Genomic DNA, 24,668 nt, shown 5'->3' with positions numbered 1-24,668 from the left:
GCCGGTGTAGTAATATTCATCGATCATGTGCATTTATAGAAGAACCTTCTCCATGAAACAAACAGTAAAAGACATATGTTCAAACTTTTTTGATCCCGTTTCCTCAAACCCATATTTCCTGTACCAGTTCTTTAGTCTTTCATTCTCATTTATGATTCCAATTGAGACTTTCTTCCCCCCGTTTTGTTTAGCATATTCAACTACAAAGTCTATCAGGTATCCCCCATAACCTCTGTGTCTTGAATCCGGATGAACTGCTAATCTCTCCATATTAAAAATCTCATCATTTGCTTTCTCAATTGCTACAAAACCCTCCTGTTTAATTCCCAAGTATAAACCGTACATCTTTGCGCCATTTACTTTCATTTCTTTAAGCTTATTAATATTGGTAAAGCCCACATTCCGCAGTATTTTTTCAAAAATCAATATTTTCCCTGATAGCGTTTTTGAAACAAATCAAATTAATTTGGACTTTTAATGGAACTTGGTGAAAATTGAATGATATCGTTTTTTTGTCTCTATGATACACCATATAGCTGCTTTACCTCCTGCATAAAAGTCCAATAAATCCACGTTTTATTGAAAATCGATAGCAGGAAAAAATGTGAATATGCGAAAATTTACTGCGGAAAGTGGGGTAAAGGCAGGGTTTGAAGGGTTATCCTCTTCCATAAGGTTAAAATCCTTTGCTACAGTTATGAAAGAAGCCTTTATAGTCCGTAAGCTTTCTTCTAAATCACTTTCGGAAGAGGCTTCTCGGATATATATGTTATCAGTATTGCTTTGTCCTGCAGTAATCATAAAAATACCGGCTTAACCATTCTATTTAATTCTAAGGCGGGAAGTCCCCTTCCTCGCCAGCCTTAGGCTTGCAGGTGGGATGAAAGCATTGTGCTCCCTAATCCTCCATCCCCAAGGCGATATCCAGGCCTTAGAAAGCTTTTTTCTCAGTTTTGGGCGAACCGGACCCTCCCGCTCCTGAGCTGGAGGATTTATCGTGCACTCGTTTTCATGTAAAGCCGGAGCGGACGAATGGATAGAACTCAGTACGGTAGGGACTACCGGAATTAAAGCCTGTTTGAGATGCCAAAAGGTTATCTATGATTCAGGAAGCCCGTTAAATCTTTAGATTTAGCGGGTAGTTCACATTTTCCCATAATGTACTTTACAACGCTATCCTCTTCATTTGTTCCAATAATTAGGGTTGCATATTTCTTTAACTCTGGTTTTGCATTACTGACGGCTATTTTATGCCTGGCTAATCTGAACATTTTTATATCGTTTACGTTATCTCCAAATACGGTTAAGTCTTTTGATCTCAATCCATATTGCTTTAGAAGAATACTGATAGCCTGGGCTTTTGTCGCCTTATAATCGTGTACGGTGAGCCAATACCACCCCGGAGAATATTGGTTTTCCATAATGTGGACTTCAATCTGTTTTGTATATTTTTCCTGTAGCAGATTTGTTAGCTCAAGCAGATTATCTAGCTTATCCACAACAGTGAAGCATACAACATTCTCATCAAGTGTTTCTCACAGAACCGCTTTCCTTAGTCGCTTATCGTTTGCCCTTATCCTGCTGTTTACATACCATTCCATACCTTCATTTTCAACCTGTTCATAATATAAGCAGTCTTCAGTACCATTAAAGCTGGATATGAAGGGAGTAAGATTAGATTGTAAAATATGTTCGAATATCTCTTCCTTGATATCTCCTGAAATATCATTAATAATTAAATGTCTGCCTGTCTCAAAATCACTGATAAATGCCCCATTAAACTCTATGACAGGCAGCTTCAAAGGTAAATACTTTAATATTTGTTGAACAGAGACTACACTTCTTGCGGTGGCAATTGTAAAATTTAAATCCTCATTTAATAATCTCGTCAAATTCTCTACAGCAAAATCTGATAATGTAGCATTATTCTGAAGCAAAGTTCCATCCAAATCAGAGATATATATTTCAGGCATTCGACCATTCCTTTCCATAACAGGATAAGTATTATACTTTCTTGATCAATACTTTCTTACTCATCCTCAATAGACGTCTTATTCCGTGCGTCACATTTCGTACTGCATAACCTCTTCAGCTCTTCCTATATCCAGCCTCGGTTGAACCCGCTTATCCGCACCCACTGCATGAAGACGTAATGCTCCTCGGCTGCCAGGCTACACTGATACAATGGATGAATGAATCACCTGTCATTGTCATTTCCATCATTACACGTTGCCATTTCTATCATTACAGTTTGATTACACCTTCACTTATCAGTTTCAAGGTCTCCACATAGAAAGCATGTTCTCTTTCAAGTACCCTTTTTGACAGGGTATCTATCGTATCACCATCCAGGACCTCAATTTCACATTGCCGAATTATCTTCCCGGTATCATATTCCTCTTCGACCAGGTGAATTGTAACTCCTGTCGTTTTCTCTCCGGCATCAATAACCGCTCTGTGCACATGGGTTCCATACATTCCTTTGCCACCGTATTTGGGTAAGAGTGAAGGATGAATATTGAGTATACGGCCCTTGTAATGTTTCAAAACCTCAGGTCCTAACTTTTTCATGTACCCGGCAAGAGCAACTATGTCTGCACCACTTTCAGTTAGTACTTTACATATTGCTTCATCCAATTCGTCTTCTTCCGGATATGTTTTATTACTTAGATGATATTCAGGAACTCCTGCTATCCTTGCCTTCTCCAATGCCTGCGAATTTGAGTTGTTGCTTATGACAGCACATACTTCCCCGTTCAAATCCCCCCTTCTGCAAGCATCAATAATCGCCTGCATATTGGTTCCGGTGTGAGAAGCAAATATTGCGATATGTAATTTCTTTGTATCTTCACATTTCATAATTTAGAACTCCGGCTGTAAGCTTTAATCAGCACACGGACAGTACCCCTTAAAAAAGTCTTATTGAGGAACCTGCTTAAGATGCGAGTTCTATTTTCTTGTTTTAACCAAGAACAATAAGCTCAGGACTAGCATTATTGAAGTAAAGCCAGGTGTTTGATTGTTTGTCCCATTGCCAGTGATCTCTTCTTCATTACCTGATAAGTTAGTATCATTGCTTTCATTCACATCCGGTTCATCAACCTCTGCCTCAGCTTCTGTTATGTATCCTATATACTCAAAAACGACCGGTACATCACTTATGTCTTTCTTCTCACACTGTTCATCTATTACCTGATATATTTCATCAATTACTGATTCATTTACTTTTTCTGAACTGTATCCCTCGAAACCTACTGCCAAATATCCATTAATGTCGGTTCCAAAACTACTCACAGGACCCCCGAATTCGACAAAATACGGCATAACTCCTTCATCAGTTTTAGAAGGACTGGCAAGTGACCGACTACACTGAACAAGTGAATCTGTCCATTCCACTTTTTCACTCGCATCTTTAATTACAGGCATTGTTCCTCGAGCAGCCACAAACAATGGATTCTTCTTAGCTTCTTCAAAAATCTGGGGCCCATAGTCAGGTAACGCGAGATCCTCCTCATCCCATGCCCACATAAAAACCACAGGAATCTCACTTATTCCCTCCTGCTCTTCGCAGTAATCCTCGATTTTCTGATACATTTCGTCAATTCGCGAGTCGTCTACCTCTTCTTTGTAGGCAGAACCCAGTTCAATTATTATTATTTCACTATTGGAAGCAACACCCGAAATAGAGCTGTCAAATTCGGAATATGAAGGCCCTACTCGGTTAAGATTTAGCCAGCAATCTACAATTGAGTTTTTCCACTCCTGATCAATTGTTTCCGGTATGGTTCCCCTGCAGGCTATGAAAGAGGGGTCATTTGCAAATTCCTGTATAGAAGCAGAGATTTCATTAGCTTCGGAGTCATTCAATTCGTTTTCATCGGCACTTGCAAAACCAGATAATAAAAAACAAATAAATAATGTAAGCACCAGCCATTTGCCAATATTCCTTCTTTTGAACATTTTAATCAGACCTTCGGGGTTATTTTAGAGTTTGAGTTTCAATTATTGCTTAAGCTTCAATTATTGCTTAAAAAATAATTTATTGCTTAAAAAATAATTTCAAAAGCAAGCCTTTGAGAGTTTATAAAAATGAAATGTTTAGACAGGGTGGAGTTTTATGTTACTGGCTTCACATCTTAACTGCAAGAGTTCCTTAAAAGAGAGGACGGAAGAGCATAAAATACTTTTTAAATTATCTAATTATATACTAATTCACTTAAAACGAGAAACTATGGCTCAAAGGATACACACTTTTTGAAACCATATGGAGTCAAGTTTTGGATAAATTAGGAAGGAATTAATATTTATGAACTGGAGGAAAGATAGAACCGGGGAATAATTAATATTAAAAAACAGATTTGAAGAAACTTCAGCCGCTAGAGAAATTTATTTATACTAATATATAAAATAAAACTTTTTATTATCTTTTTACAGTTTTCAGTTATTTTGGGGAGAATAACTAAGAGAACTGACAATATGGCAATTTTAGAGTGTGTAGGAAGAGGTATAAAAAGCAAAATTTGGGGGTATCAAAAAATATGTTGGAGGGGCATGAAAATAAAGTGTCTGGAGTATATGAAAAAAACAGGTCCGCAGGATATGAAAAAGAGATTTTGAAACCAAAAAATGTATGGGAAGAGTTTTTTGCAGATAAAAGAAGCGGGGGCCACAGATCTTCAGCTGAGGAATTTCTTGCTATGGAGGCAAAGGAAAAATTATTCCACCTGGATGGCGGAAAAATCCTTCTTGACTTTGGGTGCGGAGCCGGAGAGCTTCTGGTCTATTATGCACAGGAATATGAAAAGACTATAGGAGTTGACTTTTCCCCTTCCATGCTTGAGGAAGCAAGCAAAAGAATAAGGGAAAGAAATTGTAAAAATACAACTTTAATCCTGGCTGACGACAAAATTGTCTGGGACAAGCTGGACTCTTCCTTCGATCGAATAACTGCAGCCGGAGTATTTCAATACCTGACATATCAAAAAATTGATGATTTTATTTTCAATGCATCAAAACATCTTAATGAAGGAGGTAAAATAGTATTATTTGATATGTTGGACCCTCGCTTATACCCCTTATGGAAAATGGGGCTGTTTTCACAGGATAAAAGTTGCCGGAAAATATTATCCAAAGCGGTTTGCGGGGTTAAAAATTCAATATCAGCAAGCTTGAAAAGACGCCCAAGAGACATTTTGGGGTATTCCCATTATCCCAATAAAATTAAAAAAATTGCAAATAAAAATGGTTTTGAAATGATTTGTGTACAATCAATGTATTACGAATACAAATATCATGCAATAATATTTCGGAGTTAAATGGCTGTTCAGATGGAGATCGAATCAAACATGCTTTCGGTAGACAAATATAAAAATTCATTTTATTTTATTTTATTTTATTTTATTTTATTTTATGTTGACGAGTAACATTCACTTTATCACCAGATACCGGAACCGAGTCATTCAGCACAGGTAAAAATAATTATCTATTTACACGGGGCTTAAAATTGGACGGAATTGAAGTTAGAGAATTATTGCCATCCGAATACAAAGAATGGAATTTGCTTGTAGAAAAAGCTCAACCCGGTACACTCTTTCATACCAGTGAATGGCTTGAAATTAGCAGGGATGTCCTGGCAAAAGATCTAAAAATCTACGGCTGTTTCAGAAACGGCGAGCTTGTGGGAGGATGTCCTCTTTTTATAAAAGATATCAAAGGAATATTGAAAGTGGCAACTTCAACCTGTAATATGACCAGCTACAGTGGACCTATTATAAAAGAGAGTGCCAGCTCCAAAGCAAGTAAACGGGAACAGGAAACTCACGAAATTCTCAATTCTCTCAGGGAATTTCTCTGCAAGCAGGGATTTGATGGCATTCATCTTACGTTCTCTCCGGGCTTTGAGGATATAAGACCCTTTACGTGGAATGGATGGAATTCTGCTGTACGTTATACCCATTATCTGAACCTGAAAGAAAACATAGACAGCAACCTTTCAGAGGAAAGGCGGATGGAACTTGAAACTGCAACTGAGGCAGGACTTAAAACCAGGGCATGGAATGATCCTGAAACATATTACCGTCTGCTTTCATTGGCTTACGAAAAACAGAATTTAAAGCCTCCCCTGCCAGGAGAGTTCTTTAAAAGAGTTTTTAATTTGATTCAGGAAAAAGACATTGGATACATGTTTGTCTCAGAAACTCCCGAGGGTGAAGCTGTTGCAGCTCACTTAAATCTTTACGGAAAAAAATGTGCTGTAATCTGGACCTCAGCCCTTGACCCGGATTTTGGTCATCTGGGTTCCAATGCTCTTCTGTATCATAATGAATTTCTTGACCTGAAGTCCCGAAACTTCGAATACATGAACGTAATGGCAGCAAATGTCCCCACATTTGTGGATTTTATAATGGGCTTTTCTCCTGAGCTAATTCCATACTACAGCGTAAGCCTGGAGAACATAAAATATTCAATCGCGAAGACCTTGTATAAAACCCTTCATAAGGAAAACTATTGATAAAAAACGAAATTTCCGGCCATATCAACCTTCACGTGGTTGATATTTTTGAAAAAACAACGCCTGAATCAAATTCCTGAATTCTGTCCTGCCCGAGAACAGCCGTTTCGGGATCACAGAAAATCGGAGATTTTCTGGGAGTTGCACTGCAAGTGCAACAGCAAGCTGTTTGTTTCGGCAGAGTTGCGGCTCTGCAGTGCGCTGTCTGTTTCGGCAGAGTTGCGGCTCTGCAATACGCTGTCTGTTTCGGCAGAGTTGCGGCTCTGCAGTACGCTGTCTGTTTCGGCAGAGTTGCGGCTCTGCAATACGCTGTCTGTTTCGGCAGAGTTGCGGCTCTGCAGTGCGCTGTCTGTTTCGCTCCGCTCAAGCAGACTACTTAATGAGTTGAGAAGTGAGCTGAGCTCAAGCAGACTAAATTACAATATCTCTGCCCCATACAATGTTATTCGCTGTATCGTGTCGTTCTTGTCCCGCTCGACGCAGGAGAGCGGTCTTTCTCGAAAAGACTGAAAAGAAGAAAGAAGAGAAGCAAGCCCGCAAGTAAAATCGACCTGATGCCTTCAACTAACAATTAAAAGTGATAGGAGAAACTGATTACTTTCTGCTTTTTTCCTTTTCTGCTTTTTTCCTTTTGTGAAGGGCCACCAGACAAGCTGGCGGAGGCGCTTATATTTATCTGTGAATTTTAATGAGGCCCCCCGGATCAAGATATGAATTAGTTCGTTCCTTTTTTATGGTGCAGACGAGACAGGTTCAGCCTGCAAGGAGTAGAATCAATAAAACAAAAAATTCCGGTTTCGGATATCCAGATAATGTCAACCGATTAATAAGGGACCACCAAATTTCCTTAAAAAATATAAAAGTAGGGATTTTGACCCCATTCCAAAATCCAGTGATTTTGCATTTTTTGATTGAAATATTCAAAAAAGACACATTGACCTGGGAAGTTGCAAACAGCATTCGTTGTCTGCAACTTCGGATCATTTGTACGCTTCAGTTTTCAAACCGCTTAGCCCAATTTTGAATTATAGGATTTCTTATTCAATATAATACGTGACCTGTACTGACATTGAAACCGTAGACTCGCCTGGCTGGACAGGAGTGGAAACTGCCCCTGAGCCCGCTTCTTCCGTTGCAATAGCGTAATCGTAATAGACTCTGGAACCGCCGTTTTCACTTATGGATGAGGTCTGCACACCAGTAATCTCAACCCCCAGGCTCTTAGCAAGCGCAGTGGCTTTTGATGATGCATCGGCTACTGCCTCATTCATCAAGTCTTCACGAAGCTGCTTTTGCATATCATCTGAGACCGAGAAGGAAATGCTTCCTATTTCATTAGCTCCAGCGGCTGTGGACCTGTCAATGATCTCACTCAGGTTGTCGAGATTTGTGGTTGTGATCTGCACGCTGTTGGATGCAGAGTAACCTGTGATTGTTCGTTCGTTCTCGTAGTTGTATACAGGGTACACGGAAACATAGGATGTCTTCATTTCCCTGTCCTGAAGTCCCATTGCCTTAAGTTCTGCTATTACGGCACTCATAAGGGCTGCATTTTCATCGGATGCTTCCTTTGCAGTTTCAGACTGAACTACAACACCTACGTTCAATGTTGCCGTGTCAGGGACAACTTTCTGTTCAGCATATCCACTCATGGAAATAGTATTTTCCGCACCCTTTTCGGACCCACTCTGTGAAATGGCGTATATTGTTGCTGCCATCAGCACCAGAACAACTGATAGCGCAATGATAACGTAATAAGATTTATCGTTTTTATTTTCCTGTGACATTTTCACATACTCCTTGTTCAATGCTTTATTAACTGTGATTCAGCCAATTCTAGCAAGTAATAGATACACATGCACATATTAAATAATTACTTAAACTTCAACTACGGCCGCAGTTATGACAGTCGCCTGATATCGAAGAAAAAAATATACCGAAGTAATGGAAAGAGGAAATTGGGTGAAAGATGAAAAAGGGATCTCTGTGGGAGGGCGAAGCAAGGGAGGTAGTTCTGCTCAGCTCAAGTGCGCCTCTCTATTCTGCCCCGTTCTTCAATAAAGATATTACTGCAAATTCTGAACTCGAATTATTGACCCCTTGGCAATAGCTTATTATGGTCAGTGAGGTGGGGAAACGAAGAAGTTGCACAAGTAATTGTGGGGAGAAGGCTGCGTTCAGAAGAAATGAATAAAAAGAAAAAAGTCTGCTTGAAAGAAGTAGGAAGGGCAGTACCGATGTAATAATCGCCATTGATCATGTGCATCTTATGGACGCTTGATGATCAGTACCGATAAAAGCCCTAAAATAACCATTATAGAAGTAAAGCCAGGAGTTTGATTGGCAGTCTCGTTACCGGCAATCTCCTCTTCATTATCTGATAAGTTGGCGCCGTCAACTTCACTCACATCCGGTTCATCAACCTCTGCTTCAGCTTCTTTTATGTGCCCTATAAACTCAAAAACGACTGGTACGTCACTTATTCCTTCCTGTTCACACTGTTCGTCTATTACCTGATATATTTCATCAATTAGCGATTCATTTACTTTTTCGGAACTGTATCCCTGGAAACCTACTTTTAAATATCCGTTAATGTTTGTTCCAAAGCTGTTCACAGGACCACCGAATTCGACAAAATACGGAAGAATTCCCGTATCAGTACTATGAGGGTTACCAAGTGACTGACTACACTGAACAAGTGAATCTGTCCATTCCACTTTTTTACTGGCATCTGTAATTACAGGCATTGTTCCTCGAGCAGCTACGAACAATGGATCCTTCCTAGCTTCTTCAAAAACCTGGGGTCCATAATCAGGTAATGGAAGATCTTCTTCTATGTGTGACCACATGAAGACCACGGGTACTTCACTTACACCTTCCTGTTCACAGTAGTCGTTTATTACATGATAGATCTCATCGATTGTTTCTTCATTTACCTTTTCTGAAGAATCAGACTCCAGTTCCACTATAATATAACCCGCACCCGCATAACTAAAACCTATCACAGGATCATCAAATTCAGTAAAAAATTGATCTTTTCCTGTCACATTATCCCAACATATACAAACCGGATTTGAAAAGAAATCCGTTGTTTCGTAATCGCCTGATACTTTAGAAAATGACCCCCTGCTAGCTATGAACTGTGGATCCTTTTTAATCTCGTCAGGAACACCCGAATCCGAACTCAGCAGTAAAGGACTTCCATCGACGTATTCAGAATCAGTAGAGTTGTTTTCGCTTAAATCAGAAGGTTCTGCCAATCCAATTCCAAGAAACAAAACTGATAGAATCAGTATGCTTACAATTGATTTCATGCTAATTTTCACGTAGCTTCCTCTTTAGTTCATTCTAATAGTTTTACATACTTGACCTCAAAACCAAGCGCCTACGAATTTGTGAAAAGCAGCATATTTAGATAGTTTGATGTTTTATGCTACGGGTTCAGAGCTCAACTGTGCAGGTTCCTTATTTAAGATATAGGCAGAGCATAAAACACTTTTTAAATTTTCTTTAGTTTTATAAATATTCGCATAAAACAGGAATTTTTAAAAAAGATTCTTATTTCCGCTTACTTCGACTTCAATGATGCCGAAAAACTGCATCAGTACTGCAGACAGAGAAATTACTTTCAGAAGGACTGAAAACTGTAAAAAAAGAATATTTGGAATATATGAAATGTCACACATCACTTTTCAAAAAACAGAGGGGGGATTTTCCCCCTTTTATTCACTGCGTTTTTCTTCCCTGGCGTAGAAAGAAAAAACTTAACCGCTTATTATTTTCTTGCCTTTATCTTCTCAAAGAGCTGTTTTAAGGTGTCTTCGTTGCTCTTCGTAAACTCGAAGGGCGAGCTTGTGAAGGGTTCGAAGTGCACTGCGACATCGTCGAGCCTGTAGAAAGTCCCGTCACATTCCATGGCGTCAATGACTCCAGGAAGCACAACATCCGAAGCGGCTGTGCTCGGGCAGGGGGCGATGTCCAGGCAGACCATTGGGATTTCGGCAAGATAGGCTGCACAATCCGCAGGGATGTGGCAGACAAGGTCGGCACACATAACGAGGGCTGCATCCACGTCCTTTTCTCGCAGCACGTCCACGGTTGTGTATTCGCCGGGGTTGTAACGGGGGTGTCCGCGCATGAAGTCGAGCCCGAAGGGGTAGCCGTACATGTAGGAAGCTACCTGGTTAAAGCCTGCAACGTTGCAGTGACCACGGAGAGCTCCGAGAGTGAACTTGGCGTAGTTGTTCAGCTCCTTTACCAAGTTCATTGCAATTTCGGCATTCCTGTGCTTTCCAATGGAAGATGAGAGCCCGAGCCCAACGGAAATGGCCCCGAAGTTGCAGTTCTTCATCATATCGAGCATCTCTTCCATGACCGGGATTGGGACCCCTGTGATCTCTTCTACTGAAGGGTGAGGAGTTTTTCCGTGGAGCATGGTGAGGAGAGCACTTGCCAGTTCGTAGTCCGAGCTGGGTTTGAGCTGCACGTGCAGATCGGAAGCAGCAGCAGTTGGAGTTCTTCTCGGGTCCACGGTGATGACCGTACGGTCAAAACGCCCGCGTTTGGTCCAGTAACCTCTCGGGAAAACCCCGTACCTGGACATCTGCCTGGGCATGGACTCGAGAGGATTGGTTCCCCAGTAGACAATGAGGTCACCTCTGTTTTTCTTCTGCCCTTCGGTTGCACCGACTTTTCCGGACTCCTGAATTCCCATTGCGGTCGGGCCGTGGCAGATAGTTGCGTTTGAGTCAACAAGTGCACCCAGGTATTCCCCGATCTTGAGCCCGATTTCATGGGCTTCGCAGGAGGTCTCACTGCCCATGAAAAGGAGGGGGCGCTTTGCCGAGACGAGGATATCGGCAGCTCTCTCAAGAGCTTCGTCCCAGGCTGCAGGGGTCAGTTTGCCGCCATCTTTGATAAGAGGCTGCCTGATCCTGTGGGAACTTACGACCTCCTTGAACTTGGCATTCCCCATTTTACATGCATTTCTGGCCTCAATCTTTCCGTCCCCGTACTCGACCTGAATATCATCACAGGCTGCCCCGCATACAGGACAGACTATGTTTTTGTAAATCATGCTCACTGCCCTCCGATATAAATTTTCAATACTACATCTTCGGCGCTGAGAACCTCTTCTCCCGAGGGCTCAACGTTTACAGGGGCGCCCTTATAGAGGGGAGAACCCGTAGAAAGGGTGTCGGGATCGATGATAACGTTCGACCAGATAGCCCTCGGCATGAACACCTGTCCCGGCTGGACCGAATCCGTACATTTCGCATAAACAACAATCGAATGTTTCCCGTCCCTGCTTGTTACTTTTACTTTTTCAGGGGAACATAGGGACACGAAATCCACAGGAGAAATCCAGCAGGATGCACACTCCATGGTGTACTCATCCGTGAACTTGTCCCCGCCTTTGGCAAGCCTGCCTTCGTCAATCGTACTTCCGGTAATGAGTAATACTTCCATGCCTCTCACCTCAGAGCTCCGGGTTTGCGTCTGCAGACACATAGAGAGCTCCTTTTGCCCTCTTACTGATCGCATAGTCCCCTGTGAACTTCTTGAACTCGCCTATTATCTCAGTCTCACCCGAAGTGACTTTGTTTTCCATGGACACAAATTCGAAACCCGGGGAGAAGCGCTGAATTTTACCCCCTACAACTATGGTTCCGCCTGCCATTTCTACTCCCACTGTGCGGAGAGCCCCGCCTTTTACGACAATGAGCCCGCCGTTCTGGCGAATCCCGCAGAAGCCTTCAACATTGCCTTCCACAAGAATTTCGCCGCCGTCCATGCCGCCTCCGAGCTGGTGCCGGGCCGACCCTTCGATAATTATGCACCCGCCTTTCATGCCGTGCCACTTGCCTCTGTAAGCACAGCCCACATGGTCCCCGGCATTGCCCTTGATGTGCAGGAGCCCGCCAAGCATTTCCATGCCAGCCCAGGAATCGGCATCTCCGTAAACGACGATCTCGCCTCCTTTCATTCCGGTCCCGACATGCATACCTGCAGAACCCTCAATTTCAATTTTGCCTGCACTCATGCCTTCTCCGATCCTTTTGATCCTCATTGCATCACCTTTTATGCGGATCAGGGTCTCGGCGGCAGAACTGCCTGCATTGCCTAACACTTCAAAGAAATCGGAAAGAGGATAGGTCGTAGGTCCCTGCCAGACGGAAAGCATTCCTATTTCTTCTGCACTTTTGCCTGCAAAGGAGTCAGGAGTAATCACGTCTGCTTCCAGTTTAATGTCAATTGCTTTATTAGGAATAAGCGTTACTTCTTCCATTTCTCCGGCACTTTTTCCGGTTTCGGTCATTTTATTAATAAGTACTCCCTCTGTCATGCCTTCACCTCTCACCGTTTACCTGTATGGGAGTCGGGTTTGCCAGGTATTTCTCTGGAGTCGGGTAGTTGGCAAAGCCCAGGGTATAGTACCTGAACCATTCCTTCACGTCAGCCAGCATCTCCTTTTCCCGCTCATTTTCTACGTGCACTTCGGAATAGTAAGTCCGCTTCTCAGGCAGGGAAACAATCTCTCCTTTAACCGCCACAATTTCTCCTCCCTTTACAGTGTATTCTGCCTTTCTGAAAGTCCTGAGGAGGGCTTCGTAGTTGTTCGGGTCAAGCTGCTGAGGGTTTAAGTTGTAGACTGTAACATCTCCGTCTGCGCCCTCTCCGAGAGAGCCTTTTCTGTGAGCCATGCCAATTGTCTTGGCAGGATTGGCCCTGGTCAGGATCGCAAGGTCGTAGAGGGAAAGCTCACGGTTTACGCCTCCGAGTGCACTCCTGTCATTTGCCCACTTGTGGCATTCACCGAAGGTCTGCTTCCTGAAAGCCTCGGACATTATCCAGGTCATTACCTCAGGATATTTCGTAAACGGTCCACCGTTGGGGCTGTCCGTGGTCATGATCGTCTTCCAGGGGTCATTGATAAGTAAAAGACATTCAAGACCCATTGCCCACTGCAAGCTATGCACAGGATTGGACTTGAGATAATTAAAGGGAAGAACACCTGAGCCGCACTCCATCTCAATGTCGGTGTTTGACCATTTGTTTCCTGTAAGAGTGTAAAGGTCGTGAATGGCGGGTCCGTCTCCTGTCATAACTGTGGCTTCTCCGAAAGGTACGCATCCACTATCGATTACCACATGGTCCCTATTATTGATGTAATCTGCAATATCTTTAACACCGGATTCACAGTCTGCCCAAGTTGTGCCTGCAAAACTGTTAAACATCAGGTGGGTAAGGTATACGGAACGATCTCTTAAAGGGTCGATTTTGGTTTCTGCCCATTCCACGTCCATGTTCTGCCTGGTCTTTACACCATCAGGAATTTTAAGAGAATCTTTGGTAATTGCATAGCAGCCGGGGTGTCCCAGGTTGTTTGCGTGCAGGTGGACTGGCATTGGCATACCGAGGGTTTCATTGATCTCAGTAAGCCCTTTAATGACCTCTCTTGGAGTAATTTCGAAGTGGATGTTGGCTTCGTCAAGATCACTTACGTTTTTACCCCAGGCCCAGTTTTCGACGCCTGCAGGGTTAACACATTTTATCCCGTATGTCTTGTGCGTCTTCATCATCCAGGCGACATATGCAGCAGCTTTTTCCATGTCCCCGTTACGTATATAGCGCATCAAAAAGAAGTTGTTTCCGAGTACCAGGTACCCGCCCATGTCAAGGAGAGGAGTTGCACGCATTTCTTCATGAGTGTGGCGAGCCTCAAGAGGAGGAACCGCAGCTTCAAAAACAGTTGTATAGCCCATTGCTGCGTAATCATATCCCTGTTTAAAGACAGATGGGACCGTATAACCCGAACCTGAATGAGTGAGTGCAGTTTTATTAAGATTTGCTTTATAGTGATCTTCAGGACGCATCGACCTGCCGGCATTAACTTTTGCGCCTGCAACGTGGGAATGGGAGTCGACTCCTCCCGGCATAACGGTCATGCCCGAAGCATCGATAACCTTTGCCTCTTTCATCTCGGCGGACGAAAGCTCTTTTACGACTTTTCCGTCTCTGATGAAGATGTCCATTTTCTCCCCGTTTATTTCGTTGAGGGGGTCAAAGACGTATCCGTTCTTGATTGCAATTGTTCCTGCCATTTATTCCACCTCTTTTTTCACAAGCCAGATAGCATTTACAGGGCAGATAAGGGCGCAGGTCCCGTCTCCTCCGCACACTTCCTGGTTTACAACCGAAACTTTCCCGTTCCTGACCTCAAGGAGAGCTTTTTCATCCATGTCGTTGAGGTACCCTGAAGCAAGTTCACGGTTATCGAGAGCGTTTACAGGACAGACGATCACACAGTTCCCACAGCCAAGACATGCAGCTTCATCCGTTTCCAGGCGGGTGCGGAGTAGGGCTTCGGGGACCGGGGCGTCAAGAAGCTTTTTCTCGAGAGGACCTTTTTTCTCCATCTCCGGCAGAATTGCAGTTTTTCGGACATCAATAGCATCTACAGGACAGGAAACCGCACAGGCTCCGCAGTAAATACAGGCATCGGGCCGATGAGTGATCTTTTCGACTCTTTCTCCGGATTTAGCCTTTTTATTGAATATGGCATTTGCAGGACAGACGTCAATACAGGTGTGGCATGTCTGGCAGACATTTTCATCCCGGGTCCAGGCCCCTGCAAAGGGTTTTTCCACGGAAATAGCGTTTACGGGACAGACCGCAGCACACCAGCCACAGTGGACACAGCACTCTGTATCAATATTGGTCTTTCCGACCAGTTTCAGGCTTCCATCCCCTGAAATCTCCCGGGTTACCTCAATACAGCCCTGAGGGCAGATATCTTCACAGAGCCCGCAGTGGACACAATTTTCGTTTACTGAAGTCGGCTTCACGGCCTTTGAGATATAGGATGTGTCATTGAGGGGCTTTCCTTCCTGCCTCAGTTCAAGGGCTCCTGTGGGGCAAACCCTTGCGCAGATTCCGCAGACAAGGCATTCTTCTTTTTTCGTCATTTCCAGGAAATCAGCATCCAGGAGCCCTCTTGCTATAACTCCCACGGCCCCCACAGCCAGGGTGCCTTTAGGGCATGCCTGTACGCAGGTCCCGCAGCCAATGCATATTTCAGGCTTATAGACCAGCTGTTTGTCCTTTTTTTCGGAAAAGACAGACAATCGCATATCATTTTGCATTTTGCTTACCTCTCAGCGTTATTCTGTGCATCCGCCGCACAGAAGCTCATTATCATGTTGAATGAACATTTCACCGCACTTGTTACAGCGTAGTATCCTCTTTTTCTTCCGGACCGGAACTTCCAGGTCCACAGGTTTCCAGGAATACACCTTTTCTCCTGCAGCCAGAAGGATGGGCACGACCTCTTCATGGTGAAGCTTTTCAGTGTTCAGGTACCAGGCGTGGAGTTTGGGATAGTCCTTTGTCTTCTCAGGATCAAGGATGATCCGGATACCTTTTATGCCGTGAACTCCTTCAGGCGCCTGTTTGTTTACCGTAACCGCCATCTTCCCCAGGTTATTGATCTTTAACCCGTTGTTTCCGATGGTAGCTCCGGCAAGGATCTGGAAAGGATCAGGCATGCAGCTTTTCGTTTCGCAGGTCACGTATATACGTTCCCCTTCCCGGACATCGAGCTCCCTTTTTGCAATATTGAGCATCTGGATGCCGATTAATGCCCCTGAGGTCAGGAAGCCGTGAAAGGGGACGACCTTTTCAATCTGCGAAAGCAACTCAGGATCCTTTACCTGCTTTAGAATTGCTTCCATATTGGCTTTCTCTGAATCTGAATTCTTATGCAATGTATACACCGCCACAGGTTCACCGTTATGTTTAAATAAACATAACGACAGAGATATTGAAGTCAAGACAGGGTAAATGCCAGATAGTTGTGTTATCTGGGAAGTTATTATGTAGATTTCAACATAACACAGAAGGATACACCGTACTTATAGTTGACTTCTTCTGGACAGAAATTTCTCGGATTTAGACGATTCAGATGGACGAAATTCCAGTTTAAGGGATCTAACTCCCTTGAGGGATAGAATCCCTCTTAATTGGCCGGCGAATCTGAACGAAACCCAGCCAGGTCTCTGCATCTTCCAGATATGTAGAGCTTGGCACATCTATAAAAATGGAAGACAGGACTCTTGCGTTCAAAATATATAAACAGGTATTTTATAAAATTATCGATTGAGAAAAGATTTACCTCCAAAGAACAGAACAGCAAAAACTAGAGCTTTAAAAGGCTTTTTTTCAACGGAAAAACAGAAATAGAGGATTATTTCGGAGCAATGGATTGAAATTATTAAGCTTTCTTGGTTCCCCCCGGAATCTTTTATTTTTCGATTCTACTTCTGACAGAGCTGAACTCATCTCTTCTACAATGCAAAAAAATAACCGGCGGATTCATACCTTCACCGGGAGAAAAGGGATTCAGAAACATTATCTCTGGCCGGAGAATACTTTTCTTGAGACAAGTGCCTCATTTTAATTACAGATGAAGATAGTGTCCCCACCAGCTTGTCTGACGGCTCTTCACAAAAGGAAAAAAGCAGAGTAAATGAAAGAGAAAAAAGACTGAAATATCTGCCACTTTGACCTTTGACCTGTTTAGTTCTTTTTCGTACTCCCAAACGCCTACAGCATCTGTCATTTTCTAGCTACTATTTTCTTCTTTTTTCCTTTCTCTTTTTTTGCGGGGAAGACCGCTCTCCTGAGTTTCTTTATTTTACCGTTGTTTTTAGTTAGTCCTCTTGAGCGCAGCGAAAAAGACCTCGTGCTGTTGCACTGCAAGTGCAACTCCCAGAAAATCTCCGATTTCCTGTGATCCCGAAGCGAAACTCGGGCTGCAGAGCCACAACCCTGCTGCCGGGACAAAAACGGCACAATACAACGAATAACATTGTATTGGACAGAAATCATAATTTAACCTTCTTAAGCGATACTAACTGTAAAAACCCATCAAGTAGTCCGCTTGAGCGAAGCGAAGTGGAGCGAAACGGACCGCGTACTCCCGAGGCGCAATTCGGGTGGCTCAACTCTGCCTGGATAGCAACCATGTAAAAGTAGACAACCGAAGATCCAGTGCCTGAATAAAAACTGTTCAGATTCTCACCCCATCATGAATGAGAAAACTGAGAGAAAATTTGGAAAAAGCCTGAAGTAATATATCCTCGAACGTCATTACTCTTTTTGTAACTATCTTCACTATAGTACTGCAACTTAATACTACGAAAATATATTTTAATTACAATTAGTATTACAAAATAGAAAATTATTAATTGTAAGATATGCAAGTACTGGTTGATGTCTTCATCAGAAATCCAGATCAAAGAAATGGTAGCCAATAGGTGGGACCTTGCTTCCGAGACTTTTGATACCCATGCAGGACACGGAATTCAGAGTCAAAAAGAAAGAGATGAATGGAAACATGCTTTTCGAGGGATTTTTCCGGGAAAAGGCTTGAGAATTCTTGATGTCGGCTGCGGAACAGGAGAATTAAGCCTGCTCTTTGCTGAGATGGGGCACAGAGTCACGGGAATTGACATTTCCAGAAAAATGCTAAAAACCGCGAAAACAAAGGCTGAAGCCTGTAGGGCTAATGTAACCTTTGGAGAGGGAGATGCAGAAAACCCTCCTTTTGAACCTTCTTCTTTTGACATTGTATTCAGCCGCCACCTGCTCTGGACCCTTCCTAACCCAAAAAAGGCTGTGGAGAACTGGGGACGGGTGCTCCGAAAAAATGGGAAGGTTGTGATCGTTGACGGAGTATGGGACAGAGGAACCCTGGGAGACAGGGCTCGCAAAAACGCAGGCGCCCTTTTGACCCTGATTCTTGAAAGAAAAGACCCACGAAAGGGACACGCCGGATATTCCGAAGAACTCAAAGCCCGGCTCCCGCACGCCGGAGGAGCTCCGCTTGAAAAAGTAAAGGAATACCTGGTAGCTTCAGGTTTTGAGGAAGTCCGGACTTTTGACCTGAAAGAGGTCCGGCAGGCTCAGAAAGAGAACATGCCATTAGGCGAACGGGTTGTACGCAATTATCAGTACTATCTCATCTGCGGCCGGAAATAAAAATCATCAAAAACAGTGGAGATTCCGAAATGAAGAACAAAAATTCCCCCCTGCTTATATTGTTAATTATCCTGCTGACCTGCGCCTTCCTGGTGACTTCCGGGTGCAGCAGCACAGAAGAAAGTAAAGCACAGGAAGAGGTCTCCGGGATGGAACTTGTCTACGGATCGGAGGCCACCTCTCAGGCAGATGGTGACTCCGAATCGAATACCCTTATACTTGGAGAGATGTGGGAAATAGACTCGATTAATACTATTGACGGAGACGGCGGAACGCTGATCTGCGAGAAAGCTGCAGTGACCGAGACTCTCGTTGGCGCAAACGAAGATTTTTCCCTGAAGCCCAGGCTTGCAAGTTCCTGGGAGCAGCTCGATGAAAATACCTGGGAGTTCAGGCTAAGAGAGAATGTTACTTTCCATGACGGAAGCCCGATGACTGCAAATGAAGTCAAATTCACCCTGGAAAAAGTCATTGAAGTAAACCCGAAGGTTGATTCCATGCTCAAGATAGACTCCATGGAAGTCGTTGACAACCATACCCTCAAAATCAAAACCACGGAAATCAACCCTATCCTTCCCGGAATTCTCCATTACCCCGATACCGCCGTAATAAGTCCCTCTTCTTTTGACGAAGCCGGAGAGTTCGTAAAACCCATAGGGACAGGCCCGTATAAGTTCGAATCCTTTGACGAACAGACCAGAGTCCTCACTGTAGTCAAGAACGAAAACTGGTGGGGAGGAGAAGTCGGGCTTGATAAGATGATCCTTAAAGGAATCCCTGACCCGAACACAAGGGCGATGGCAATCGAAAACGGAGAAGTTGACTTTACCGTAGATGTACCCTACAGTGAAACGGACCGGATTGACGCTATAGAAGGCATTAATGTTGAAAAGTACAAGACTCCCAGGGTTTACAAAATCGATGTCAACCTGAAACACGAACCTCTTGAAGATGTCAGAGTCCGGCAGGCGATGTCCTATGCAATTGACAGGGCCGAAATCGTGGAACACGTGCTCTACAATGTAGGGGAAGCTGCTACAGGCCCCTTCCTCCCCACAATGGTCTGGGCAAATCAGAGCCTGAGCCCTTACACCAGGGACCTTGAAAAAGCCGATGAACTCCTGACAGCCGCAGGCTGGGTGGACACCGACGGGGACGGGATAAGGGACAAAGACGGAGAGCCCCTCAAGCTCAACATGATGACCTATTCCGCAAGGCCGGGCCTTCCTCCAATGGCTGAAGCTATGGCTGCCCAGTTGAAGGAAGCAGGCATAGATGTGGAGACAGAAGTAATGGAAATGGGGTCAATCAGTGACAGGAAAGAAAAAGGCAACTGGGATCTTTACCTTGCCGCCTACAACATTGCAATGGTTCCGGACCCCGAATATATTCTGACAAACTGGTACATGACAGGCGGGCCTGACAACGGACCCGGCTACTCCAATCCGGAAGTAGATGCCCTGATTATGGAAGCCAGGAAGATAACGGACCTTGAAGAACGCTACAAGAAGTTCAATGAAGTAGAGGCTATTGTGTACGACGAACAGCCCATGATCATTGTGGCTTACTACGGCTGCGCAATAGTCAAGAAGGACTATGTAAAAGGATACGTCTTCGATCCGACAGCTCATGACTACCGTATAAACGCCGATATGTATCTCGAAAAGTAAAGTAGGAGTAAAAAGAGGAAATCTCAAAAGGGTGAGGGTTTCAAGCCCGTACCCTGAGTTTCTCCTCATTCAAAGTAAAACGTAAAGAACGAGGGGACTGCCCTCTGTTCGCATGAGGATGAAGCATGAAATATTTCTTGAAAAGGGCAGCTTTCATGGCACTTACGCTTTTTGCAGCCTGTGCCCTGACCTTTTTTCTTATGAACGTAATTCCCGGGGGTACAGCCGAGCTAATTATCAAACATACTTTCGTGGGGCTGGAGGAAAGCGTAACCGAAGAACAGATTAACCAGATCTCAAGCCGGTACAACCTCGATGACCCTCTTTACCTGCAATTCCTCAGGTGGGTAAAAGAAGCAGTATTGAGAGGAGACATCGGGACTTCCTATGTCTTTAAGAAACCGGTCCTTTACCTCCTGGCCTTGCGGCTGCCTGCAACGATCCAGCTTGCAGGGGCAAGTATGGTCCTTTCAGTACTTGTTGGAGTAAGTCTGGGAATTTATTCCGCCCTCCGGGAAAACAGGATTTCGGACCACGTCCTCAGGATTGCAACGCTTTTTGGGGTTTCAATGCCCGGATTCTGGGTGGCTCTGATTCTTATCCTGATATTTTCCCTGAAGCTGAAACTTGTCCCCGTGTCAGGGTACGGGAGCCTGGAAAACCTGCTTTTGCCCGCAGCAGCCCTGTCCCTCCATTCCGTTGCTGCGGTTATGAGGGTCACCAGGACAAGCATGCTTGAAACCCTGGGACAGGAATACATCAGGTTTGCAAAAGCCAAAGGGCTCCCCGTATGGAAGATCATAAGCCGGCACGCCCTTAAAAATGCCATGCTCCCTGTTATCACGGTTATCGGGTTTCAGATGGGAAGCCTGCTTGGAGGAGCGGTTGTGATTGAGAAGATCTTTGCCTGGCCCGGGATAGGAAGCCTGCTTGTGGACTCGATCTCAGCCAGGGACCTGCCCATGGTCCAGGGCTGCGTGCTTGCCATTGTTATGATGTTCCTCCTCGTGCATTTCTTTGTGGATATGCTCTATACGCATCTGGACCCACGGATAAGGTACGGCTGATACTATGAATAACGCATTTGCTGACAGGTTAAGAAAAAAAAGTTTTCTGCTGCCGGAAGCTTACGGAAGCGAACTTGCAAAAAGAGTCTTTCAAAGAAAAGATATGCTTTTTGCCCTGGCAGCCCTTTTGCTTTTTGCCGGGCTTGCCCTTTTTGCTCCCCTGATATCTCCTTACGACCCCAATGCCATTGACCTGAAAAACAAAAACCTGAACCCTTCAGGAGAGCACCTTCTGGGTACCGATTACCTTGGAAGGGACCTGCTCAGCAGAATCCTGATAGGGGCACAGACCTCCCTTTCCATTGCTTCGGGAGTGGTACTGATTTCCCTCTTGCTTGGAACTGCTCTTGGCTGTGCAGCAGGTTATTACGGAGGAATTGTGGACGAAAGCGTTTCAAGGGTTATAGACATCTTCCTTTCTTTTCCAGGAGTAATTTTTGCCCTCACCATTATGGGAGTGCTCGGGAGCGGGGTTTTCAACCTGATGCTTGCCCTCTCGATTGTCCACTGGGCAAAGTATGCAAGAATGATGCGAGGACAGGTCCTTTCCATCAAAAAACAGGAGTTTGTCCTTTCCGCCATAACAAGCGGAGCAGGAGACTTCCATATAATCCGCAAGCATATCGTGCCCAATGCCATTGCCCCGCTCCTGGTACTTGCAACAATCGACTTCGGGCACGTAATCCTCTCAATTGCCACCCTGAGTTTTCTCGGAGTGGGGTTGCCTGCAGATGTTCCGGAATGGGGGGCAATGCTTTCCGCAGGAAAAGAGTTCATGAGAACGGCTCCTTACCAGACTATCTTTCCGGGGCTTGCCATAACCTTCATCGTGGTCATCTTCAGCATCCTGGGCGACGGCATGAGGGATATCCTTGACCCGAACCATGACGGAGGGGAAATCTATTGAGTCTGCTGGAAATAAGAGACCTCTCAATAGAGTTTCCTGCAGGAGAAGACAGCGTAAAAGCCGTATCTAAGGTCTCTTTTGAGGTCAGGGAAGGAGAGACCTTCGGGATTATAGGAGAAAGCGGGTCCGGAAAATCCGTGATAGGGCTTGCCCTGCTAAGGCTTCTTCCGGCAAATGCAAAGGTTTCAGGAACCGTCTTTTTTCAGGGCCAGGACCTTTTTTCCCTTAAACCTTCCGAACTCCGGAAAATCCGGGGTAAACGCATCTCGCTCATGCCCCAGAACCCGGCTGGAGCCCTCAACCCTGTCCTGAAAAACGGGGTTCAGGTGGGGGAGGTTTTCGAGGGAAGTAGGGCTGAAAAAAAGGAAGGAATGAAAAAAGCCCTGAAACTCATGAAACAGCTCTTTTTGAGAGACCCCGATAGACTCTGTAACCTTTATCCCCACCAGCTTTCCGGGGGCATGAGGCAGCGGCTGCTTGCCTGTATGTCCCTTTCCTTTGAGCCCGAACTTTTGATTGCGGACGAACCCACAAAAGGGCTGGACCCTGAGGCAAAGGAAGGAGCGGTGGAGCTTTTCACGAAAATAAAAAAAGAGTATGGGAAGACAATGCTCCTGATCACCCATGACCTCGACCTGGCTCTTGAGGTCTGCGACCGCATAGCCGTAATGTATGCAGGAGAGATTGTGGAGCTGGACGAAGCTTCAAAAGTCCTCGGCATACCCCTTCACCCTTATACAAAAGGGCTTGTCAGGGCTCAGCCCAGAAACGGGCTTGTCCCTCTGAGCGGACAGACCCCAAGCAGGATAAAGCTTCCTGAGGGCTGTTTTTTCCATGAAAGGTGCAGATATTCACGGGCTGAGTGTTCCAGGAAACATCCTGAAATTAGAAACCACAAAGGAGGCTGGATCAGGTGCCACTTCCGGTCCTTGCAGTAAACGAACTGGCAATGAGGTTCGGGACTTCAGAGGTGTTCAGAAACGTCAGTTTCTCGGTAGCCCGCGGAGAAACCCTGGGACTTTTTGGGAAAAGCGGATCCGGAAAAACCACTATTGGTAGGTGTATTGTAGGGCTTGAAAAACCTACAGGGGGAGAAATTCTGGTTCAGGGAGCGGATATCCTGAGCATGGGCAAAAAAGAGTTTCGGAAACTTCGCCCTAAGATCCAGATGATCTTCCAGCACCCTGAAACTTCCCTTGACCCCCGAATGAAAGCCTTTGAAAACCTTATCGAACCCCTGAAACTTCATTCCGGGCTCAAGCCGGATGCCCTTCTGAAACGAGGAGAAGAGCTGGCAGAACTCACCGGCCTCCGCCCGGAACACCTTGCCCGCTATCCGGGCCACCTCAGCGGGGGAGAGATCCAGAGGATAGTACTTGCCAGGATCATGGCTTTATCTCCTGATTTTATAGTCGCTGACGAGCCCACTTCCATGCTTGACGTCTCAGTCCAGGCCCAGATCCTGCGCCTTATGCAGAAGCTCCAGAGAGAAACAGGGGTCTCCTACCTGCTCATCTCCCATGACCTTGAAGTATTAAGGAAAGTCTGCCACAGAATTGCCTATCTTGAAAACGGGACTATTACCACAATTGAAAACATAAACAGAGGCATTAAAACATGACCATTCAGGAAAACCAGATCAAACAAAATATTGCTCGTATCTGGGATGTCTCATCCGAGACCTATGACAGCCATGAAGGACACGGGATTCAGAGTGAAATGGAAAGGGAAGCCTGGAAACGTATTTTTAAAAGCCTGCTCCCCCCGGGAAGGTTAAAAGTCCTGGATGTGGGCTGCGGGACCTGTGAAATCGGGCTCCTGTTTGCGGAGATGGGACACCAGGTTACAGGCCTTGACCTTTCGGAAAAAATGCTTGCAAAAGCCAGGGAAAAAGCATCCAGAAAAGGGTTTGACAGCGTATTCGAAAAAGGAGATGCAGAAGCCCCTCCATTTGAAGAGGATACCTTTGATGTTGTTGTCAACCGCCACCTGCTCTGGACCCTTCCGCACCCTGATACCGCAGTCATGAACTGGAGAAATGCGCTGAAGAAAGGAGGGGTGCTTATTGTTGTTGACGGGGTTTGGAATGACGGTTCCTTTGAAACGAAGGCCAGGAGGTTTGTCAGCGACTTCTGCACTTTGCTTGCCGAAAGAAGGAACCCCAGAAAAGGGCACTATTCCAGAGAGATAGACAGCGAACTTCCTAACCGGCATGGGGTCCCTCCTGAAAAAATGCTTGAATATTTCAGGGCTGCAGGATTCAAAAATGTAAAGGACCTGGATCTGAAAGATATCATGGAACTTCAGAAAAAGAAGATGCCGTACCGAAAACGGATAGCCTATAACTACAAATATCATCTGATTTGCGGGGAAAAATAAGTGAAAAAGCAAGTGAAAAAGCAAAGCTCAAGGAAAGAAGTTTATACTTAAATATTGATTACGCACCTGAAAGAAGAAATAGATAGTGAGAG

22 protein-coding genes and 1 pseudogene are annotated in these 24,668 nt (G+C 44.8%); 11 read left to right on the top strand and 12 right to left on the bottom strand.

Translation table 11 applies throughout. The features are described from left to right. Window positions 1–33: 33 nt before the first annotated feature. From MA_RS01700 to MA_RS01675, 4 genes and pseudogenes are all read right to left on the bottom strand, one after another. Entirely contained in the window at window positions 34–426 is a 393-nt protein-coding gene (locus MA_RS01700; RefSeq protein ID WP_011020378.1) for a GNAT family N-acetyltransferase, read from the bottom strand. Between the two features lie 668 nt (window positions 427–1,094). Continuing rightward, window positions 1,095–1,973, bottom strand: a pseudogene (locus MA_RS24935) (Cof-type HAD-IIB family hydrolase). A gap of 271 nt (window positions 1,974–2,244) precedes the next feature. Further along, window positions 2,245–2,859: a phosphoribosylglycinamide formyltransferase gene (gene purN, locus MA_RS01680; RefSeq protein ID WP_011020374.1), complete on the bottom strand. Its 615-nt coding sequence runs from the start codon at window positions 2,857–2,859 to the stop codon at window positions 2,245–2,247. A gap of 90 nt (window positions 2,860–2,949) precedes the next feature. Then, complete coding sequence (locus tag MA_RS01675; RefSeq protein ID WP_011020373.1) at window positions 2,950–3,960, bottom strand: hypothetical protein; 1,011 nt, start codon at window positions 3,958–3,960, stop codon at window positions 2,950–2,952. Between the two features lie 650 nt (window positions 3,961–4,610). Here MA_RS01675 and MA_RS01670 point away from each other — a divergent pair. The 3 genes from MA_RS01670 to MA_RS01660 all read left to right on the top strand — a co-directional run bounded on the left by MA_RS01670 (window position 4,611) and on the right by MA_RS01660 (window position 6,891). Then, window positions 4,611–5,315: a class I SAM-dependent methyltransferase gene (locus MA_RS01670; RefSeq protein ID WP_048066076.1), complete on the top strand. Its 705-nt coding sequence runs from the start codon at window positions 4,611–4,613 to the stop codon at window positions 5,313–5,315. A gap of 188 nt (window positions 5,316–5,503) precedes the next feature. After that, window positions 5,504–6,511 (top strand): GNAT family N-acetyltransferase, encoded by a 1,008-nt coding sequence (locus MA_RS01665; protein ID WP_011020371.1) that lies wholly within the window; start codon window positions 5,504–5,506, stop codon window positions 6,509–6,511. A 152-nt stretch (window positions 6,512–6,663) separates the two neighbouring features. After that, window positions 6,664–6,891: a hypothetical protein gene (locus tag MA_RS01660; protein ID WP_048064857.1), complete on the top strand. Its 228-nt coding sequence runs from the start codon at window positions 6,664–6,666 to the stop codon at window positions 6,889–6,891. A gap of 657 nt (window positions 6,892–7,548) precedes the next feature. Here MA_RS01660 and MA_RS01655 read toward each other — a convergent pair. From MA_RS01655 to MA_RS01620, 8 genes are all read right to left on the bottom strand, one after another. Beyond that, window positions 7,549–8,298 carry an SIMPL domain-containing protein gene (locus tag MA_RS01655; protein WP_048064856.1) on the bottom strand — a complete coding sequence of 250 codons (750 nt, stop codon included), beginning with the start codon at window positions 8,296–8,298 and terminating at the stop codon, window positions 7,549–7,551. A 480-nt stretch (window positions 8,299–8,778) separates the two neighbouring features. After that, complete coding sequence (locus MA_RS01650) at window positions 8,779–9,825, bottom strand: hypothetical protein (RefSeq protein ID WP_157860422.1); 1,047 nt, start codon at window positions 9,823–9,825, stop codon at window positions 8,779–8,781. A gap of 461 nt (window positions 9,826–10,286) precedes the next feature. Further along, on the bottom strand, window positions 10,287–11,588 hold the full coding sequence (locus MA_RS01645; protein WP_011020367.1) for a formylmethanofuran dehydrogenase subunit B: 1,302 nt from the start codon (window positions 11,586–11,588) through the stop codon (window positions 10,287–10,289). A 2-nt stretch (window positions 11,589–11,590) separates the two neighbouring features. Then, window positions 11,591–11,980, bottom strand: coding sequence for a molybdopterin dinucleotide binding domain-containing protein (locus MA_RS01640; protein WP_011020366.1), 390 nt, complete (start codon window positions 11,978–11,980; stop codon window positions 11,591–11,593). Between the two features lie 10 nt (window positions 11,981–11,990). Continuing rightward, the gene (locus MA_RS01635; RefSeq protein ID WP_011020365.1) at window positions 11,991–12,857 is read right to left on the bottom strand and encodes a formylmethanofuran dehydrogenase subunit C; all 867 of its coding nucleotides are present in this window, start codon (window positions 12,855–12,857) and stop codon (window positions 11,991–11,993) included. 4 nt (window positions 12,858–12,861) lie between these two features. After that, a complete protein-coding gene (locus MA_RS01630; protein WP_011020364.1) occupies window positions 12,862–14,616 on the bottom strand; it encodes a formylmethanofuran dehydrogenase subunit A in 1,755 nt (584 codons plus the stop codon). Further along, window positions 14,617–15,657: a 4Fe-4S binding protein gene (locus tag MA_RS01625; RefSeq protein ID WP_011020363.1), complete on the bottom strand. Its 1,041-nt coding sequence runs from the start codon at window positions 15,655–15,657 to the stop codon at window positions 14,617–14,619. It abuts the gene before it with no gap. 18 nt (window positions 15,658–15,675) lie between these two features. Further along, complete coding sequence (locus MA_RS01620; RefSeq protein WP_226990722.1) at window positions 15,676–16,245, bottom strand: FmdE family protein; 570 nt, start codon at window positions 16,243–16,245, stop codon at window positions 15,676–15,678. A gap of 987 nt (window positions 16,246–17,232) precedes the next feature. Between MA_RS01620 and MA_RS26400 the strand changes: the two genes are divergently transcribed. From MA_RS26400 to MA_RS01575, 8 genes are all read left to right on the top strand, one after another. Continuing rightward, on the top strand, window positions 17,233–17,379 hold the full coding sequence (locus MA_RS26400) for a hypothetical protein (protein ID WP_157860071.1): 147 nt from the start codon (window positions 17,233–17,235) through the stop codon (window positions 17,377–17,379). Between the two features lie 406 nt (window positions 17,380–17,785). Further along, entirely contained in the window at window positions 17,786–18,553 is a 768-nt protein-coding gene (locus tag MA_RS01605) for a class I SAM-dependent methyltransferase (protein WP_048064853.1), read from the top strand. Between the two features lie 29 nt (window positions 18,554–18,582). After that, window positions 18,583–20,223, top strand: a complete 1,641-nt coding sequence (locus MA_RS01600) for an ABC transporter substrate-binding protein (protein WP_011020360.1) — start codon at window positions 18,583–18,585, stop codon at window positions 20,221–20,223. A 125-nt stretch (window positions 20,224–20,348) separates the two neighbouring features. Beyond that, entirely contained in the window at window positions 20,349–21,290 is a 942-nt protein-coding gene (locus MA_RS01595; protein ID WP_011020359.1) for an ABC transporter permease, read from the top strand. 4 nt (window positions 21,291–21,294) lie between these two features. Further along, the gene (locus MA_RS01590; protein WP_011020358.1) at window positions 21,295–22,197 is read left to right on the top strand and encodes an ABC transporter permease; all 903 of its coding nucleotides are present in this window, start codon (window positions 21,295–21,297) and stop codon (window positions 22,195–22,197) included. Next, complete coding sequence (locus tag MA_RS01585; protein ID WP_011020357.1) at window positions 22,194–23,135, top strand: ABC transporter ATP-binding protein; 942 nt, start codon at window positions 22,194–22,196, stop codon at window positions 23,133–23,135. Before MA_RS01590 ends, MA_RS01585 begins: the two co-directional genes overlap by 4 nt. Next, on the top strand, window positions 23,111–23,818 hold the full coding sequence (locus tag MA_RS01580; RefSeq protein WP_011020356.1) for an ABC transporter ATP-binding protein: 708 nt from the start codon (window positions 23,111–23,113) through the stop codon (window positions 23,816–23,818). The genes MA_RS01585 and MA_RS01580 overlap by 25 nt, the downstream gene beginning before the upstream one ends. Next, entirely contained in the window at window positions 23,815–24,576 is a 762-nt protein-coding gene (locus tag MA_RS01575) for a class I SAM-dependent methyltransferase (protein ID WP_011020355.1), read from the top strand. Before MA_RS01580 ends, MA_RS01575 begins: the two co-directional genes overlap by 4 nt. Window positions 24,577–24,668 lie beyond the last annotated feature (92 nt).

The organism is Methanosarcina acetivorans C2A (assembly GCF_000007345.1).
Taxonomy (GTDB): Archaea; Halobacteriota; Methanosarcinia; order Methanosarcinales; family Methanosarcinaceae; genus Methanosarcina; species Methanosarcina acetivorans.
The sequence above is the reverse complement of the archived record's forward strand: the minus strand, read 5'-3'. Positions and strand labels throughout refer to the sequence as shown.